This window comes from Paenibacillus sp. 01T424 (genome assembly GCF_056398745.1).
Genome location: NZ_JBFTPZ010000001.1, coordinates 47,827 through 63,254, shown reverse-complemented (window position 1 = coordinate 63,254; position 15,428 = coordinate 47,827). Strand labels below are relative to the sequence as shown.

General features: G+C 48.9%; 11 protein-coding genes. 10 read left to right on the top strand and 1 reads right to left on the bottom strand.

What is annotated here, in order from left to right:
• The first annotated feature begins 281 nt into the window (after positions 1-281).
• From AC1DPK_RS00235 to AC1DPK_RS00220, 4 genes are read left to right on the top strand one after another with little or no spacing between them, the layout of a single operon-like run.
• Entirely contained in the window at positions 282-965 is a 684-nt protein-coding gene (locus AC1DPK_RS00235) for an ABC transporter ATP-binding protein (RefSeq protein WP_441880612.1), read from the top strand.
• Complete coding sequence (locus AC1DPK_RS00230) at positions 913-1,998, top strand: efflux RND transporter periplasmic adaptor subunit (protein ID WP_441880485.1); 1,086 nt, start codon at positions 913-915, stop codon at positions 1,996-1,998. The genes AC1DPK_RS00235 and AC1DPK_RS00230 overlap by 53 nt, the downstream gene beginning before the upstream one ends.
• A 55-nt stretch (positions 1,999-2,053) precedes the next feature.
• On the top strand, positions 2,054-4,921 hold the full coding sequence (locus AC1DPK_RS00225; protein ID WP_477508882.1) for an ABC transporter permease: 2,868 nt from the start codon (positions 2,054-2,056) through the stop codon (positions 4,919-4,921).
• A 3-nt stretch (positions 4,922-4,924) separates the two neighbouring features.
• Positions 4,925-5,800 (top strand): ABC transporter ATP-binding protein, encoded by an 876-nt coding sequence (locus AC1DPK_RS00220; RefSeq protein WP_477508881.1) that lies wholly within the window; start codon positions 4,925-4,927, stop codon positions 5,798-5,800.
• A 162-nt stretch (positions 5,801-5,962) separates the two neighbouring features.
• On the opposite strand, the gene AC1DPK_RS00215 is transcribed toward AC1DPK_RS00220, so the two are convergent.
• The gene (locus AC1DPK_RS00215; protein WP_477508880.1) at positions 5,963-6,724 is read right to left on the bottom strand and encodes a response regulator transcription factor; all 762 of its coding nucleotides are present in this window, start codon (positions 6,722-6,724) and stop codon (positions 5,963-5,965) included.
• 381 nt (positions 6,725-7,105) lie between these two features.
• On the opposite strand from AC1DPK_RS00215, the gene AC1DPK_RS00210 reads away from it, so the two are divergent.
• The 6 genes from AC1DPK_RS00210 (at position 7,106) to AC1DPK_RS00185 (ending at position 15,426) form a co-directional block, all read left to right on the top strand.
• Positions 7,106-8,488: an ABC transporter substrate-binding protein gene (locus tag AC1DPK_RS00210; RefSeq protein ID WP_477508879.1), complete on the top strand. Its 1,383-nt coding sequence runs from the start codon at positions 7,106-7,108 to the stop codon at positions 8,486-8,488.
• A 95-nt stretch (positions 8,489-8,583) separates the two neighbouring features.
• Entirely contained in the window at positions 8,584-11,478 is a 2,895-nt protein-coding gene (locus AC1DPK_RS00205) for an extracellular solute-binding protein (RefSeq protein WP_477508878.1), read from the top strand.
• A gap of 83 nt (positions 11,479-11,561) precedes the next feature.
• Positions 11,562-12,455: a carbohydrate ABC transporter permease gene (locus AC1DPK_RS00200; RefSeq protein WP_477509117.1), complete on the top strand. Its 894-nt coding sequence runs from the start codon at positions 11,562-11,564 to the stop codon at positions 12,453-12,455.
• A 14-nt stretch (positions 12,456-12,469) separates the two neighbouring features.
• Positions 12,470-13,333, top strand: coding sequence for a carbohydrate ABC transporter permease (locus tag AC1DPK_RS00195; protein ID WP_441880614.1), 864 nt, complete (start codon positions 12,470-12,472; stop codon positions 13,331-13,333).
• 16 nt (positions 13,334-13,349) lie between these two features.
• Complete coding sequence (locus AC1DPK_RS00190; protein WP_477508877.1) at positions 13,350-14,807, top strand: hypothetical protein; 1,458 nt, start codon at positions 13,350-13,352, stop codon at positions 14,805-14,807.
• Positions 14,800-15,426, top strand: coding sequence for a Yip1 family protein (locus AC1DPK_RS00185; RefSeq protein ID WP_339204235.1), 627 nt, complete (start codon positions 14,800-14,802; stop codon positions 15,424-15,426). Before AC1DPK_RS00190 ends, AC1DPK_RS00185 begins: the two co-directional genes overlap by 8 nt.
• The last annotated feature ends 2 nt before the right edge of the window (positions 15,427-15,428 follow it).

Here is a 15,428-nt window from a genome sequence, read left to right as displayed (position 1 = left end):
TTGTAAGAATGATCTTCTCGCGCAGCGACCAAAACGAGAAACTTTAGTTCAACTTATATAGTTCAATTGAAAAGAGGCCTTAGCTTGCGATTTAGGGTTCAATTTGTTGTTTTTTAGTTGTTAATCGAGACCAAAGCTATCGTTTATAGGGTAAACGAACAAGAAATGAACAGGTACTTCTACAGAAATGAAAGCGTTAAAATAAATAGTAATAACGGGGAAAAATGAGGAGGTTAGCGGTATTGGCGAAGTTAGAATTGCCGGGAGAAGCAATCGGCGGGATGATTCTGAAGGCGGTCGGCCTTAAGCGTGTATTCGGTAGAGGCAGTGGCGCCGTCACCGCGTTATCGGATGTTCATTTGGCTATACCAGCCGGATCAATGGTTGCGCTTAAGGGCAGGTCCGGTTCAGGCAAGACGACTTTGCTGAATATGCTCAGCGCGCTTGACGAGCCAACGGAAGGGCAAGTGTTTTTCCGAGACAGAGAAATTACGCGTATGCCCGGAAAAGAGAGAAGTGCTCTGAGGCGCAAAGAAATCGGCCTCGTCTTCCAGTCATTTGGACTTATTCCGCTCATGAATGCATACGAGAACGTGGAATTCGGCCTGCGCGTTGCGGGCACGCCGTTTAAGGGCAATCGGGAGGCGGCGGAACGGGCATTGGAGCAGGTTGGGATGAAGGAAAGAATGAAGCACCGGCCGGCCGAGCTCTCAGGAGGAGAGCAGCAGCGCGTGGCGATCGCAAGGGCAATTGCCCACGAGCCTGTGCTGCTCATCGCGGACGAGCCGACGGCGGAGCTCGATAGCCGAATGGGCTTTCAAGTGATGAGAGTATTCCGGGAGCTCGTTAATCGTTCTGGTATGACGGTCGTTCTGACCACGCATGACCCGGGCATTATGGAGCTTGTCGATCATGTCATTTCATTGGAGGATGGAAGAATTGTATCGCAAACGAACATCGAATAAGGGAGGCGGACTGCTGCTTTCAGGCGTGCGCCGATCGGCAGTGGCGTTGGCATTGATGCTAGCGCTGTCCGGATGCGGCCTTCTCCCTGCAGAGCAGTCTGCTTTGCAGCCGCCGCTTGTTCAGCCGGCGCAGGAGCAATTGGATATCGTAGAAGCAAGCCGCGGATCGATTCAGACATATCTGAAAGGAACGGCTCATTTCGTTTCCTCGAGCGCGGAGAACTTGTCATTCAAGGAATCGGGAGGTCGGCTCAAAGCAATCAAGGTAAGCGCCGGGCAGGAAGTTCACGCTGGCGATCTGCTCGTGGAGCAGGAAACCGGTGATCTTGAGCTTCAGGCTAGCCTTCAACAGCTTAACGTGGAACGGGCAGAGCTGCTGTTCAAGCAAGCATATCTTGACGGCGCGTCGACCACTGACTTGCGTTTGCGCGAAATCGATCTCGAACGCGAGAGAATATCGCTTCAGTCGATGGAGAAGCGTCTTGCAAAATCACGTCTTTATGCGACCCTATCGGGAACGGTGACGTTCGTGGAGACGTTGAACGCGGGCGACTTTGTGAACGCCTACCAGGCTATCGTATCGATCGCGGATACGTCCCGCATTCAGCTTACGTATGTTGCCGCAGACATGAAGGAGGTACAGCCGGTCGAAGCAGGAATGCCGGTCAATTTGAAATACAAGGGAAAGGCGTATACAGGCAAAGTGCTGCAATCGCCTTCCACTGTGCCTATCGGAACGGACGGATCCAAAGCAGAGCGCAATGCTGTAACGCTCTACATGAGCATGGATAAGGCCCCGGCAGGCATCCAAATCGGAGATAGCGCCGAGCTGACGATCGAGCTTCAGAAGCGCGAGAACGTCATCATCCTGCCTCGCTCGGCCATTCGTTCTTACATGGGGCGCTATTACGTACAGGTGGCGGAAGGCGAGCGACGCAAGGAGGTTGACGTAGAGGTGGGGCTGATAACGCCGACGGAGGCCGAAATCATTAAGGGACTCGAGGAAGGCCAGAAGGTCATCTTGAACAACTAACTAACAATGAAGACCGGATACAGCAATGTATCCGGCGCTGGGATGGGGTGTACGTATGGCCTTATGGACGATGATCCTTCGAAAGATGGCAAACAACAAGTGGCTGCAGTTGAACCTTTGGATCGGCCTTACTGTGTGCGTGGCTTTGTTCAGCTCCATGCCGCTTTACTCCGAAGCCATATTGCAGCAGACGCTGCAGAAGGAGCTTCAATCGGTGCAGCTTCAAGAAGGCGTGTATCCGGGATATATCCGCATCGGAACGACAGTATCCTCGTCGACCGTGGACGAGAAGACAGTAGAGGCCATCAGGCGGGCTGACCGATTCGTGCAAACGATACCGGGAAGAGCGGGACTCGAAGCTTTATCCGCTTATCAACAACGCTTCACGCAGCGAATGAAGGTGTACGGAGCTGATGCTACGGATCAGGAGAAGCAGTCGCAAAAGGCGGCGGGCAGCATCAAGTCGCTATCCGGTCTTGAGAAGCGCGTTCGCCTGATCGACGGCGTGATGCCAGCCGTACGCACGGACGGCATTTACGAGGCTCTCGTTACGCAGAAGTTCCTTATTGCGACGAAGCGTGATCTCGGGGATGAATTGATCGCGGAAGCGCCGGACAAAATGAAGTTCCGCTTTATCGCGGTAGGGATCATGGAGACGGATCCGACTGCTGATCCTTATTTGCCTTATCTCGCTTCAGAGGACAGCGATGGTTTTATTATTCCATTCGATCAATTCGAGAGCGATTTTATCATTGGAGGCAAGACGAAGCTCGCGAGCCTCGATTGGCGCGTGGCGCTTGATTACGAGAAGTTAACGATCGATTCGATTGATGCATTCGTACAGGCCGACAAGGACATCAGGCGATATTTCCGTGGTCGCATCGGTGTCGACGAGGTCAACATTCCTGCCATTTCGACAGTGGATGCTTATCAAGGCAAACAAGAGAAGCTTGATGTCATGATGCTGTCTCTTTATTCGCCGGTCATGCTGATGCTCGCCTTCTATCTCTATATGGCGGCCAATCTCATTATTGAACGGCAGAAGACGGAGATTTCCGTTCTGCGCAGCAGAGGGGCAAGTCGTCTGCAGATTATGACGGCCTATACGTTCGAGAGCCTATTTCTTGGCGTTAGCGCACTTGCGGTTGGTCCTTTTCTCGGCATTCTGTTCACTAAAGTATTAGGCGCCTCGAACGGTTTCCTAGAGTTCGTCGATCGTTCGGCCCTTGAGGTCAGTCTGACCAGCAGCGCTTACTTGATGTCGGGTGCAGCGGTAGCTGCCGCATTGGTTTTGACTCTCATACCGGCTTTCATGGCAACCAGAGTCAGTATCGTCAGTCATAAGCAGCAGAATGCCCGCCATAACAAGCTGACGTTTTGGCATAAGACCGGACTTGATTTTATCCTCGTCGGCGTTGCTATGTATTTGCTCTATAATTTCAACAAACGGCAGGAGGATTTGCAGCGGTTAGGGCTTGATTCGGATGCTTTCCAGCTCGATCCGATGCTGTTTCTGATGCCTTCGCTTTTTGCTCTCGGGGGCGGCTTGCTGCTGCTGCGGGTTTATCCGTGGTTCATACGTCTAATCTATTGGGCAGGCCGCAGATGGTGGTCGCCAGCGCTGTACAACACGCTAATACAGATTAGCCGATCGTCCGGTCAATATCAGACGATCAAGCTGTTTCTGATCATGACCGTTGCGACAGGACTCTTTAGCGCGAATGCGGCCCGAACCATAAACGACAACATGGAGAGCAAGATTCAGTACGCCATCGGAGCGGATATGTCGATTATGACCCGCTGGGAAAGCGATGCGCGTCCCTCAACCTATATGTCGTCGGCCTCTCAAACACTGACCGAACCGACACCGTCCAGCTCGAGCCGGGTAAATTACATCGAGCCGCCGTTTCAGCCGTTCGAAGAGCTGGAAGGCATTGAGGCGAGCGCTAAAGTATTTAAGAAAGAGAATGCGCGCTTCGTCACGCCTGCCAGCGGGGCAAGCGGAGCGACGACGCTCTTTGGCATCGACACGATGAACTTCGGCCAGACGACATGGATGAAGGATGGGCTGCTTGACTATCCCATTAACGGCTACCTTAATCTCCTCGCGCCTAATACGAAGGCGGTACTGATCTCTCGTTCAATCGCGAAGAAGGCAAAAGTAAAGCCAGGCGACACCATCAGCTTGTCCTGGGACGGGCTCGATCAGGCGCAATTCATCGTCTATGGCATTATCGACTACTGGCCAAGCTGGAATCCGCTTCCTACGGGCAGCAAGGATAATGAAAAAGCGGTTCAGCCCAACTTGATCGTAGGCCATCTCGGAACAATTCAGAAGAGACTTGCTGTAGAGCCATACGAAGTATGGCTGAAACTGAAGGATGGCGTTACAAGCCAATTCGTCTACGACCAACTGGCAGAGAAGAAGCTGCGAATCATCCAGCTTCAGGATGCCACGCAAGAGCTGATTGAATCGAAAAACGATCCGTTCAGACTCGCAATCAATGGCGTTATGACACTCGGATTCGTTATCTCCATGCTCATCAGCTTTTTCGGCTTCTTGCTGTTCTGGGTGCTTACGCTGTCAGGCAGAACACTTCAATACGGCGTGCTCGGGGCAATGGGTATTCGGTTCGGACAAATTATCGGCATGCTCGTCAGCGAGCAATTGCTGACTTCGGGAGCGGCAGTTGTTCTGGGTGCTTTCATCGGCAATTCGATAAGCGAGCTATTCGTACCGCTCTTCGAGATGTCCTTCGCAACGAAGGATCAAGTGCCTCCTTTTGAAATGATTCAGCAGCTCAGTGATTATTTGCAGCTGTACAGCATCGTCGGCATTACGCTGACCCTGGGTTTGCTTATTCTCGGTTACCGCTTGTCGAGAATCCGGATTGCACAAGCACTCAAGCTTGGAGAGGAGTAAAGGATGATTAGAAGTGAAGGACTCGTCAAAATTTACAAAATGGCGGATCTTGAGGTGTTCGCTCTGCAAGGTCTGGATCTACAGGTCGAGGCCGGCGAGCTAATGGCGATTATCGGCAATTCAGGCAGCGGCAAGTCGACGCTCCTGAACATGCTGGGGGGACTTGACAAGCCGTCGGCCGGCAAACTTTATGTGGACGGCAAAGACCTGCTGAAGTTCGGAGAAAAGGAACTGGTAGCCTATAAGCGGGATACAGTCGGTTTTGTATGGCAGAACAATGCGCGTAATCTTATTCCTTATTTAACGGCGCTTGCTAATGTGGAGCTTCCGATGCTGCTTCGCGGCAAGCGCCGGCAGGCACGGGCTATGGAGCTGCTGGAGGCGGTTGGGCTTGGCCACCGGATGAAGAACAGGCTGAATGAGCTGTCTGGCGGTGAGCAGCAGAGGGTGGCGATCGCGATCGCGCTTGCCAACGATCCGAAGCTGCTGCTCGCCGATGAGCCAACAGGATCCCTTGATACGAACACATCGAATCAAGTACTCGATTTGTTCCGAGCTCTTAATCGATCGATCGGAATTACGATCGTAATTGTAACGCATGATCCGGAACTGGCTCGCAAGGTGGATCGGGTCGTCCAGATTCGGGATGGCAAAACGTCGGCAGAGATGATCCGCAAAGTCTCGTACGCTGATGAGCTGGCCATGTTGGATGCCGAAAGCGCTATGTTGGAGGCGGAGAGCCACACGGAATATGCGGTGCTGGATAAAGCGGGTCGCCTGCAAATTCCTTCCGGTTTCCTAGACACGGAAGGATTCAAAGAAATCAACAAGGTGCGGGTAGAAATGGAGGATGGCCGCATTGTCCTCTATCCGCGTTAGGAACGCACGAAAAGTTAACGTAGCAGCAATCTTAAAGATTATGACGTGATTGGGAAACCTCCTATACAAAAGCAAAAACCTCATTTCCCGCTATTAGGCGAGGATGAGGTTTTTTTGCTAGAAATGTCAGTCGATACTGCTATGCAAAAAAAATGTAAGCGGTTACGCGATAATGGAAAACATCTTACGATATTCGTTAGCACTTACACCGGTATACGCTTTGAACTTCTTATAGAACCAATCCATCTCCGAATATCCGATCTCATTCGCGATTTCGTACACCTTCATGTCCGTATTCTCAAGCAGCAGCTTTGCTTTCTCCATGCGCTGCTGCAGCAAATATTCATTGAAGGTCATATTTTCCTGATACTTGAATTTTTGACCTAAATACGAGCAATTGAAATGCAGACTGTTGGAAATTTGCTTCAAGGTAATATTTTGATGCAGCGATTCATCGACATATTCCTTGACCCTCTCGATGATATTAGGCTGAAGCTGGGCATCATTTTCCACAGGCGTCCATGATAGCGCTTTATTTTTATCGTTTACACAATCAAGCTCGCCTTTGACGGTCATAAGACATGAAGTCAACTCGACAGAAGAAACAGGATCTGGCAAATAATCATTTACTTGGTAATAGAGAGCCTTTCTGGCAAGCTGGAAGTCGTTGCTTCCGCCTATCAAGACGAGCGGTACGCGGCTCTTCCGGCGAATGTAATCACAAAGAAACAAGGCGTCATGGTGAGAGCCGTTCATGCCGACCAGGATGAGCGAAAAATAGTTTCGATCGAGAAATTCGATAGCGTCCGCAGAGCTGTTCGCATAAGCGTCCAATTCAAATCCAATTCCATTCCACTCTGGCATATGTTGCAACATCTCCATCGACGATGTGGAGTCATAGTCGACAAGCAGCACTTTATACACGATGGTTACCTCCCAATTGCATTTGCTTGAGCGTAAACGTCTACCGCCGTCTTTGGCTGTAAAAGCTAACGTTTCGCTGTGAAATATAAGCACAGTAAATCAACAGATGCTTTACATTCTTATACTTGTACTTAGGGGTTTCCCTGACGGGAGATAAGTCTACGCTTTAATTATGTAAATTGGGGGCAGTGGATACAACGTGCTTTTCTTTGCATTGCCCACAGGTTTTTACTTGTTGAAAAAAAACCGGCTTTTGGCGAAAGTAAATGATTTCCAATCTAGAATATGACAGGTAATAAACCTGATATTCAACAGGTTGTTGCTTGCCTTATGAAAGCGCTACACTTTCGATGTAGTTCAATATGTTAAGGGGGATTCGCAATGAAGATTCGTAAATTAATGGTTTTGTTATGCGCGCTCGTTCTCGTTCTTTCTGCATGCAGCAGCGGTTCGGGCAACAGCAAGAACAACGGAACAAACGGCGGCTCGAACAATGGCTCGGGCAATGCGGGCACGGAGACTACCGTTCCTGAGGGCGACGGAGAAGAAGAGTTATACAGCTCGCCCGAGATGGACTTCGACATGGGTGGAAGAACGATCAAAGTCGTTTCCTGGTGGGATATGGCGATTCAAGAAGACAATCCGGATAACATACAACGCAAGAAAAACCTCGATGAACTGATGAAGAAGCATAACTTCAAAATGGAATACGTAGCGGTCGACTTCGGCGAATATCAACAAAAAGTAACAGCATCCTTGCTTGCTGGAGAACCGCTTGGCGATATCGTCCGTTTGGGAAGAAACTATACGATTCCGACATTAGTCAAGCAAGATTTGCTATGGCCGGTCGACGAGTATACGAAAAACACGAAAGTGTTCAATCAAAAGGCTACAAGCGAATTCTTTACTTATGAGGGCAAAGGCTATGCGTTCACAGAAGACCAGGGCAACCTGATTCAAGGCATTTTCTACAATCGGACGCTCTTGAATCAGCTTGGCATCAAGGCGCTTCAAGATTATGTAAAAGAAGACAACTGGAATTGGGATACATTCGTTCAAGCAGCGAAAGAAGCCAATAAAGATACAAACAACGACGGCAAGCTGGATACTTGGGGGCTTGCAAATTCTCAAGTTGTCGAGCATGCAATGTATTCGAACGGCGCTCACCTGACGAAAGGCGACAAGCAAAACCTGGATGATCCAGCAACGCAGGAAACATTGAATTTCTTGTCGAAACTCGCAACCGAACAAGTGTACAGACCGACTGAGGGTGGAGATTGGACCGAGCCTGGGCAATTTTTCCGTCAAGGAAATACGCTCATGTATGCCGGTGCCATTTATGAACTGAATGGCTTCAAAACGGATATGCCGGATGCGGATATCGGCTTCGTACCGTTCCCTAAAGGACCAAGCGCAACGGAATATCATTCCGGCGAAGGCGCATACCAAGCACTAACAATTCCAAAGGCAGTGGAGCATCCAGAGCAGCTGCTTTACATTTGGGAAAAAATCAACGATATCGACTCCGAATATGACTATCCGGGTCAAGCGTCCCTTGAAAGCAATTTTGCGAACGAGGATGACATTAACAACGCTAAGCAAGTAGGATCTGGCATGATCGTATTCGACCATGGTACGTACGGCGATGCTTTGAAGTTCTGGGACTTTGTCGGAGAGATCAACAGCGGGGTATCGGTATCTACAGTTGTCGAGAAGTATAAACCGGTATTCCAAGCGGCGATTGATGCGGTGTATGGTTCTTAACATGTAATAACGTGTGAGAGACAGTCCCCATTTTAGAAATATTTCTAATGGGGACTGTTGTTGAATTTAACTTCTTACTGCAGGAGGGAGAAAAGTTGAACTTCAGAAAGAAGAACTACATCGCAATTATACTCGTTCTCACTATAGTGGCAACTTCTATATGGGCTTTCTACCCTTCAGATTCGAAGGATAGCAGACGCGTAATGGCCATGGGAGATTTCGACGCTGTTACGGCATCAGCAGGAGAAGACAGTTATGATGCGTATTTGACTAGCCACATAAATGCTGGGCGGCCGGAAGAAGTCATCCGAATAGAGGGCGAGAAGTTCTCGGGAACGACTGGAGAAGGGTTCGACATAGCGGACGATTTAGAAGGACTGTCCGGCAAGGCGGTTGTCACTCCGGATAACGGCTCCATTGTGTGGGATGTACTGGTAAAACAAGCGGGTCTGTACAACATAAGGATTCATTATTTGCCGATCGAGGGAAAAAGCTCTGCGATCGAAAGGCAGTTTGCCATTAACGAAAAAGTCCCTTTTAAGGGAGCGGATATATTATTATTCGATCGAGTTTGGGGAAATCGACAGGACGAAATCGAGCGTGACGATCGCGGCAATGAAATCAGGCCAAGGCAGGTAGAAAAACCGGCATGGCAAATCGGAATTTTCACGGATCGAAATGGATATTATGACGAGCCTTACTCCTTTTACTTTGAGAGCGGGCAGCAATCGTTTTCCTTGACGGCCTTAAGGGAACCGATGGCGATTGATTATATTGAGCTGTATCAGGAACCAGTTTTGTATTCGTATGAGGATATGAAGAAAGAGTATGAGACCAAAGGAATCAAGGCAGTATCGGATCAATACCTTGAAATACAAGCGGAGGACGCGGTCGCCAAATCATCTCCTACGTTATATCCGCTGGCGGACCGATCGAGTCCGACGGTCATCCCTTACAATGTGTCGAAGCTTCGAATCAATACGATCGGCGGAACGAACTGGAAGCTTCCTGGACAGTGGATCGAGTGGGAGTTTGAGGCCCCAGAAGACGGCTTATATCAGATCGCGTTAAAGCAAAAGCAGGATACACTGCGCGGCATATACGCCACTCGAAGCCTCACGATCGACGGAGAGACTCCTTTCCTGGAAATGAAGCGCTTACGCTTTAATTTCAACATGGATTGGGAGATGAACGTACTGGGCGATGAAGAAGAGCCGTATTTGTTCCATTTGTCCAAGGGAACGCATCGCATTCGAATGGAAGTTTCACTCGGCGATATCGCCCCGCTCATTCGAACGATTGAATCCAGCGTGCTGCAGCTTAATGAGATGTATCGGAAAATATTGATGATAACGTCAAATACGCCCGATCCGTTCCGTGATTACCAATTAGGGAAGCGGATACCGGACATGGTTAAGACATTCGAAGAGCAAGCCGTAATCATACAGAACGTAGCCGATTATTTAGAGAAATCGACAGGAGAGCGGAGCGACAAAGTAGCCGTTCTTCATACCATGGTTGGTCAATTAAAGGAAATGATCAAAAATCCGGAAACGGTTGGCAATCGCTTAACCGCATTTAAAACGAATGTCGGGGGATTAGGCACGTGGATTCTCACGGTTCGCGAGCAACCGATTAAGCTGGACTATCTCATTGTGTCCTCTCCAGACAAGAAGCTTCCGAGAGCGGGAGCGACTTTTTTTCAAGAGATGAAGCATGAGCTTGGTGCGTACTTTGCTTCTTACACCGAGGACTATGACAGCATCGGCAATACGGGAGGAGAGCAGGACCGTAAAATAACGGTGTGGATTACAACGGGGCGGGATCAAGCACAGGTGCTTAAGAGCTTAATCGACGATTCCTTCACGCCGGAGTCGAATATCGCGATAGATTTAAGGCTTGTACCGGGGAACATCTTGCTTCCGGCAACACTGGCAGACGAGGGACCTGACGTTGCCATGCAAATCGGTGAGGACATTCCCGTGAACTATGCGATGCGGGATGCTGCGACAGACTTGACCCAGTTTAGTGATTTCGATGATGTAGCCTCGCGTTTCCATGACAGTGGACTTACGCCTTACAAGTACGATCAAGGCGTTTATGCACTGCCTGAGCAGCAGTCGTTCCCGATGCTGTTCTATCGGAAGGATATTCTTGAGGAGCTAGGGCTTGCGCCGCCAAAGACATGGCAGGATATTTACAACATGATTTCCGTCCTCCAGAAGCACAACATGGAGTTCTGGCTGCCAATCGAGGCTACGAACGCAAGTCTCGTACCGAATGCGACCTTCTCTATGCTGCTTTATCAGAATGGCGGCGAATTCTATCGTGATGACGATAAGAAGAGTGCGCTTGATACGGATTTATCTATGGAAATGTTTAAGAAGTGGACGCAATTTTATACGAACTACAAATTCCCGGTATTGGCAGACTTCCCGAACCGATTCCGTACGGGCGAGATGCCAATCGGCATTGCGGACTATACAACATATAACATGCTGACGGTGCTCGCGCCTGAGATTAAAGGGCTGTGGGAGTTCACACTCGTTCCTGGTACGGAGCAAGATAACGGAACCGTTAATCATGCGGTAGCCAGTCATACGACTGGCGTTATGATGATGGAGAATGCCGATAATAAGGAAGCGTCCTGGGAATTTATGAAATGGTGGACCAGCAAGGATACGCAAATTGCTTACGGTAGAGAGATGGAAGGTTTAATGGGCGAAGCTGCACGTTATCCAACTGCTAACGTAGAAGCACTTGCAGAATTGCCTTGGCCAATCAAGGATTACAACAATCTGTCCAGTCAGTGGGAGTGGGTTGAAGGCATACCTCAAGTGCCGGGCGGTTATTTCACCGGCCGGCATCTGGACAACGCCTTCCGCAGAGTCGTCAACGCGAACGAGAATTCTAGGGAAGCGCTTAACGATTATGTGCTCTACATTAACGATGAAATCGAGATTAAGCGGAAAGAATTTAATTTACCGTAATTGTTTGGGGGTGGAGTTCATTGCAAGCCGAAACAACCAGTCAAGCCGTATCTAATCTTATCCATCCGAAGAAAAAATCGAAGATGTCCCATGTATGGACGGAACTGAAAAAAAATAAGCATTATTACCTTCTGATGAGCCCATACATGCTTATTTTCTTTACCTTTACGGTCATTCCGGTCGTATTCTCACTCATACTTAGCTTTTTTTACTTCAACATGCTCGAATTTCCGCGGTTTGTCGGATGGCAGAACTACTCTAGATTATTTCTGAATGACGACATCTTCATGATTGCATTGAAGAACACATTCATCTTCGCAATCATTACCGGTCCGGTCAGCTATATCGCCTGCTTTTTCTTTGCGTGGGTTATTAACGAGCTGTCGCCTAAGATACGGGCGGTTATGACTTTGATCTTCTATGCGCCGGCGATTTCTGGAAACGTGTTTTTTATCTGGCTGATTGTATTTTCGGGCGACCGCTATGGTTATTTGAACGGATTCCTGATTAAATTCGGATTTATTCTGGAGCCGATCCAATGGCTGACTAATGAAAAATACATTCTTATGATTGTCATGATCGTGCAGCTATGGCTCAGCTTAGGCACAAGCTTCCTTGCCTTTATAGCAGGACTGCAAACGATTGATCGGACGCTGATAGAAGCGGGTGTCGTGGACGGAATAAAAAACCGCTGGCAGGAGCTATGGTTCATTACGCTGCCTTCGATGAGGCCGCAGTTGCTGTTCGGCGCCGTTTTGCAAATTACGGGATCTCTCGCGGTGGCCGATATTACGATCGCGCTCGCGGGTTTCCCGAGCGTCAACTATGCGGCGCACACGATTGTAACCCACCTGATGGATTACGGCACGATTCGATTCGAGATGGGTTATGCCTCGGCGATTGCGACCGTTTTGTTCGGTATTATGATCGGGACTAACAAATTGACGCAAAAACTGCTCAGAAAGGTAGGTGAGTAACGTTGGTCGTTAAAATGATGACCGTATTTCGGACAACGAAGCGTCTGAACCGTTCGTTTACGGTTAGCTTCATCTTGTTCGCGTTTCTCGCCGTGTTCGGAGCTTTTATGGTGCTGCCTCTGCTTTATGCAGTGAACAACGCCTTCAAGCCGCTGGACGAATTATTTATATTCCCACCGCGATTCTTTGTGAATAATCCAACATTGGATAACTTCTATGACCTGATTGCCTTGATGGGCAATTCATGGGTACCGTTATCGCGTTACATTGCCAATACAGTGCTTATCACTCTCATCGGGACGGTAGGACATATTTTGCTGGCTTCCGCTGCGGCGTATCCGCTGGCTAAATATCAGTTCCTCGGTTCGAAGACGCTCTTCTCGATCGTCGTTCTGTCGCTGATGTTCTCGGGTCATGTCACAGCGATTCCAAACTATATGGTAATGTCTTGGCTCGGTTGGATCAATACACATGCATCAATTATCGTTCCATCGCTCGCTTTTCCATTAGGCCTATTTCTAATGAAGCAATTCATGGAGCAGCTTCCGACGGCTTTGCTGGAAGCCGCCAAGATTGATGGAGCGAGCGAGTACCGGATCTATTGGAGCATTGTGATGCCGAACGTGAAGCCAGCGTGGCTCACGCTTATGATTTTGCAGTTTCCTATGCTATGGGGAACAGACGGAGGCAGCTTCATCTACAGTGAGAACCTGAAGACGCTTCATTACGCACTGGGACAGATTACGCTAGGTGGAATCGCGCGCGCGGGCGTCGGAGCGGCCGTCGCGCTCATCTTGATGGTTGTTCCGATCACGCTCTTTGTTATCTCCCAGAGCAGCGTCATTCAGACGATGGCGACTTCCGGGATGAAAGAGTAGAAGGGAGACTTGCACGATGTTGAAGAGTAAAAACAAACGAAGAGCTTATCTCCTTGCGGCCATATGCTGCTTAATTGGCATAAGCACGGGAGGAACGCTTGCTTCTGCTGCGAGTGGCGATTCTTACAACTATTCCGTCTGGGGAGAGACTGTCGTATCTCCTTCCGCTTATGAAGCGACGACTCTAATGACCGGCACTTCGCTTGGTGTAGGTGCGTTTAAAGATCCAAGTGATCTGTACGTGACGGCGGACAATGAAATATATGTACTCGATTCCGGCAATAATCGGATTGTCGTTTTGGACATCAATTATCATCAGAAGACCATCATCGACACCTTCGATAACGCCGGAGTAACCGATACATTTCTGAATCCTCAAGGTATCTTCGTAACCGAGCAGAAGCATGTGCTGATCGCCGATACAGGAAACAAACGGGTCGTTCATTTGGATGAGAAAGGCCGTTTGGCGCAAATCGTAGAGAAGCCTGAATCCGATCTGCTGCCGGTCAACTTCAATTTTCAACCGGTGCGGGTCGTCATGGATAAAGCGCAGCGCATCTATGTCATGGCGATAGGTGTGTTCGACGGGCTGATGGAATTTAGCGCGGAGGGTGCGTTCACTTCTTACATCGGCGCGAACCGTGTCTGGGTAGATCCAGTGGAGCTGTTCTGGAAGCGGCTATCGACGAAGGCGCAGCGCAGCCAAATGGTGATGTTCACGCCAACGGAGTTTACCAATATGGACATTAATGACGAAGGCTTCATTTACGCGACCAGCGGTGATTCGGGTGACACCATTCGTAAGCTGAACGCCCAAGGCAATGATATTTTGCGAAGAACCGGTTTTTACAAACCGCAGGGTGATATAAACTTTACGAGCGATCTTGGACCTTCCAGACTTATAGACGTCGATATTACGGACAGTGAAATCTACTCGGTTCTTGATTCGAAGAGAGGTCGGATTTTCACTTATAACGGAGACGGGCAATTCATGTACGTGTTCGGAGGCATGGGCAATCGGATCGGCGAGTTCAACACGCCGGTTGCCATTGAACGGGTTGGGGACGATTTCCTCGTTCTGGACAAGGCGTTCGGTGAAATGACGTTGTTCCAGACGACGGAGTACGGCCGGACGTTGAATGAAGCCGTCAGAAGCTATTACCGGGGCGAGGAAGACAAGGCGCTTCAGCTCTATGAGCAGACTATTAATATGAACACGAATTTGGATTTCGCTTATTCCGGCATCGGCAAGGCGATTCTGAGGCAGGGCGACTACAACGATGCGATGCGTTACTTCAAGCAAAGCCTTGATCAACCCAACTATTCCAAGGCGTTTCTCCTTTACCGCAAGGAAGTGCTAAGAGCAAACTTCAGCACCGTTATGACGGTTGTCATCGGATTAGCCGCCGTTACCCTGACCGTAAGGATCTATCGGAAAAAGCAGGCTAGAAAGAGGGGCGTTTCGTTTGAATAAAGAGTACATTACATTTCCATTTTATGTTATCATGCATCCCTTTAACGGTTATTGGGAGCTGAAATACGAACAAAACAAGAAGCTGAACTTGATCTTGTCGTTCGGGATTCTGCTGATGCTTATCTTGACTAACGTACTAAGCAGTCAGTACAGCGGGTTTCTAGTTAACATCTACAATCCTGAATACATGAACAGCTTAATGGAGATCACTTATGTTCTCGTACCGGTCTTATTCTGGTGTGTAGCGAATTGGTCGCTTACGACTCTAATGGATGGTGAAGGTAAATTCGTGGATATCTTCACATCCACCTGCTTCGCACTACTGCCTTTGGTTATTGTCAACTTCCCGTGGATTTGGCTAAGCAATGTCATTTCCATGCAAGAGACAACGTTTTATTATTTTTGCAACAGCTTTGCCGTTCTATGGTCGGTATATCTTCTGTTCGTTGGAAATATGACCGTTCATCAATTCACACCAAGCAAAACAATCGTAACGATTATGCTCTCGCTGATTGCCATTGGGTTCATGGCGTTTCTCTGCTTATTGTTTTTTAGCTTGATTCAACAAATTATTACCTTCATCACGATCTTATATCAAGAAATCACCTTGAGGAATTAGGA

What these genes read in the sequence shown, in the direction of transcription:
- AC1DPK_RS00195 (WP_441880614.1), top strand. Translation starts at nt 12,470, where the DNA reads ATGATGACCGTATTTCGGACAACGAAGCGTCTGAACCGTTCGTTTACG.
- AC1DPK_RS00230 (WP_441880485.1), top strand. Translation starts at nt 913, where the DNA reads ATGTCATTTCATTGGAGGATGGAAGAATTGTATCGCAAACGAACATCG.
- AC1DPK_RS00235 (WP_441880612.1), top strand. Translation starts at nt 282, where the DNA reads ATGATTCTGAAGGCGGTCGGCCTTAAGCGTGTATTCGGTAGAGGCAGT.
- AC1DPK_RS00225 (WP_477508882.1), top strand. Translation starts at nt 2,054, where the DNA reads ATGGCCTTATGGACGATGATCCTTCGAAAGATGGCAAACAACAAGTGG.
- AC1DPK_RS00210 (WP_477508879.1), top strand. Translation starts at nt 7,106, where the DNA reads ATGAAGATTCGTAAATTAATGGTTTTGTTATGCGCGCTCGTTCTCGTT.
- AC1DPK_RS00220 (WP_477508881.1), top strand. Translation starts at nt 4,925, where the DNA reads ATGATTAGAAGTGAAGGACTCGTCAAAATTTACAAAATGGCGGATCTT.
- AC1DPK_RS00200 (WP_477509117.1), top strand. Translation starts at nt 11,562, where the DNA reads ATGTCCCATGTATGGACGGAACTGAAAAAAAATAAGCATTATTACCTT.
- AC1DPK_RS00190 (WP_477508877.1), top strand. Translation starts at nt 13,350, where the DNA reads ATGTTGAAGAGTAAAAACAAACGAAGAGCTTATCTCCTTGCGGCCATA.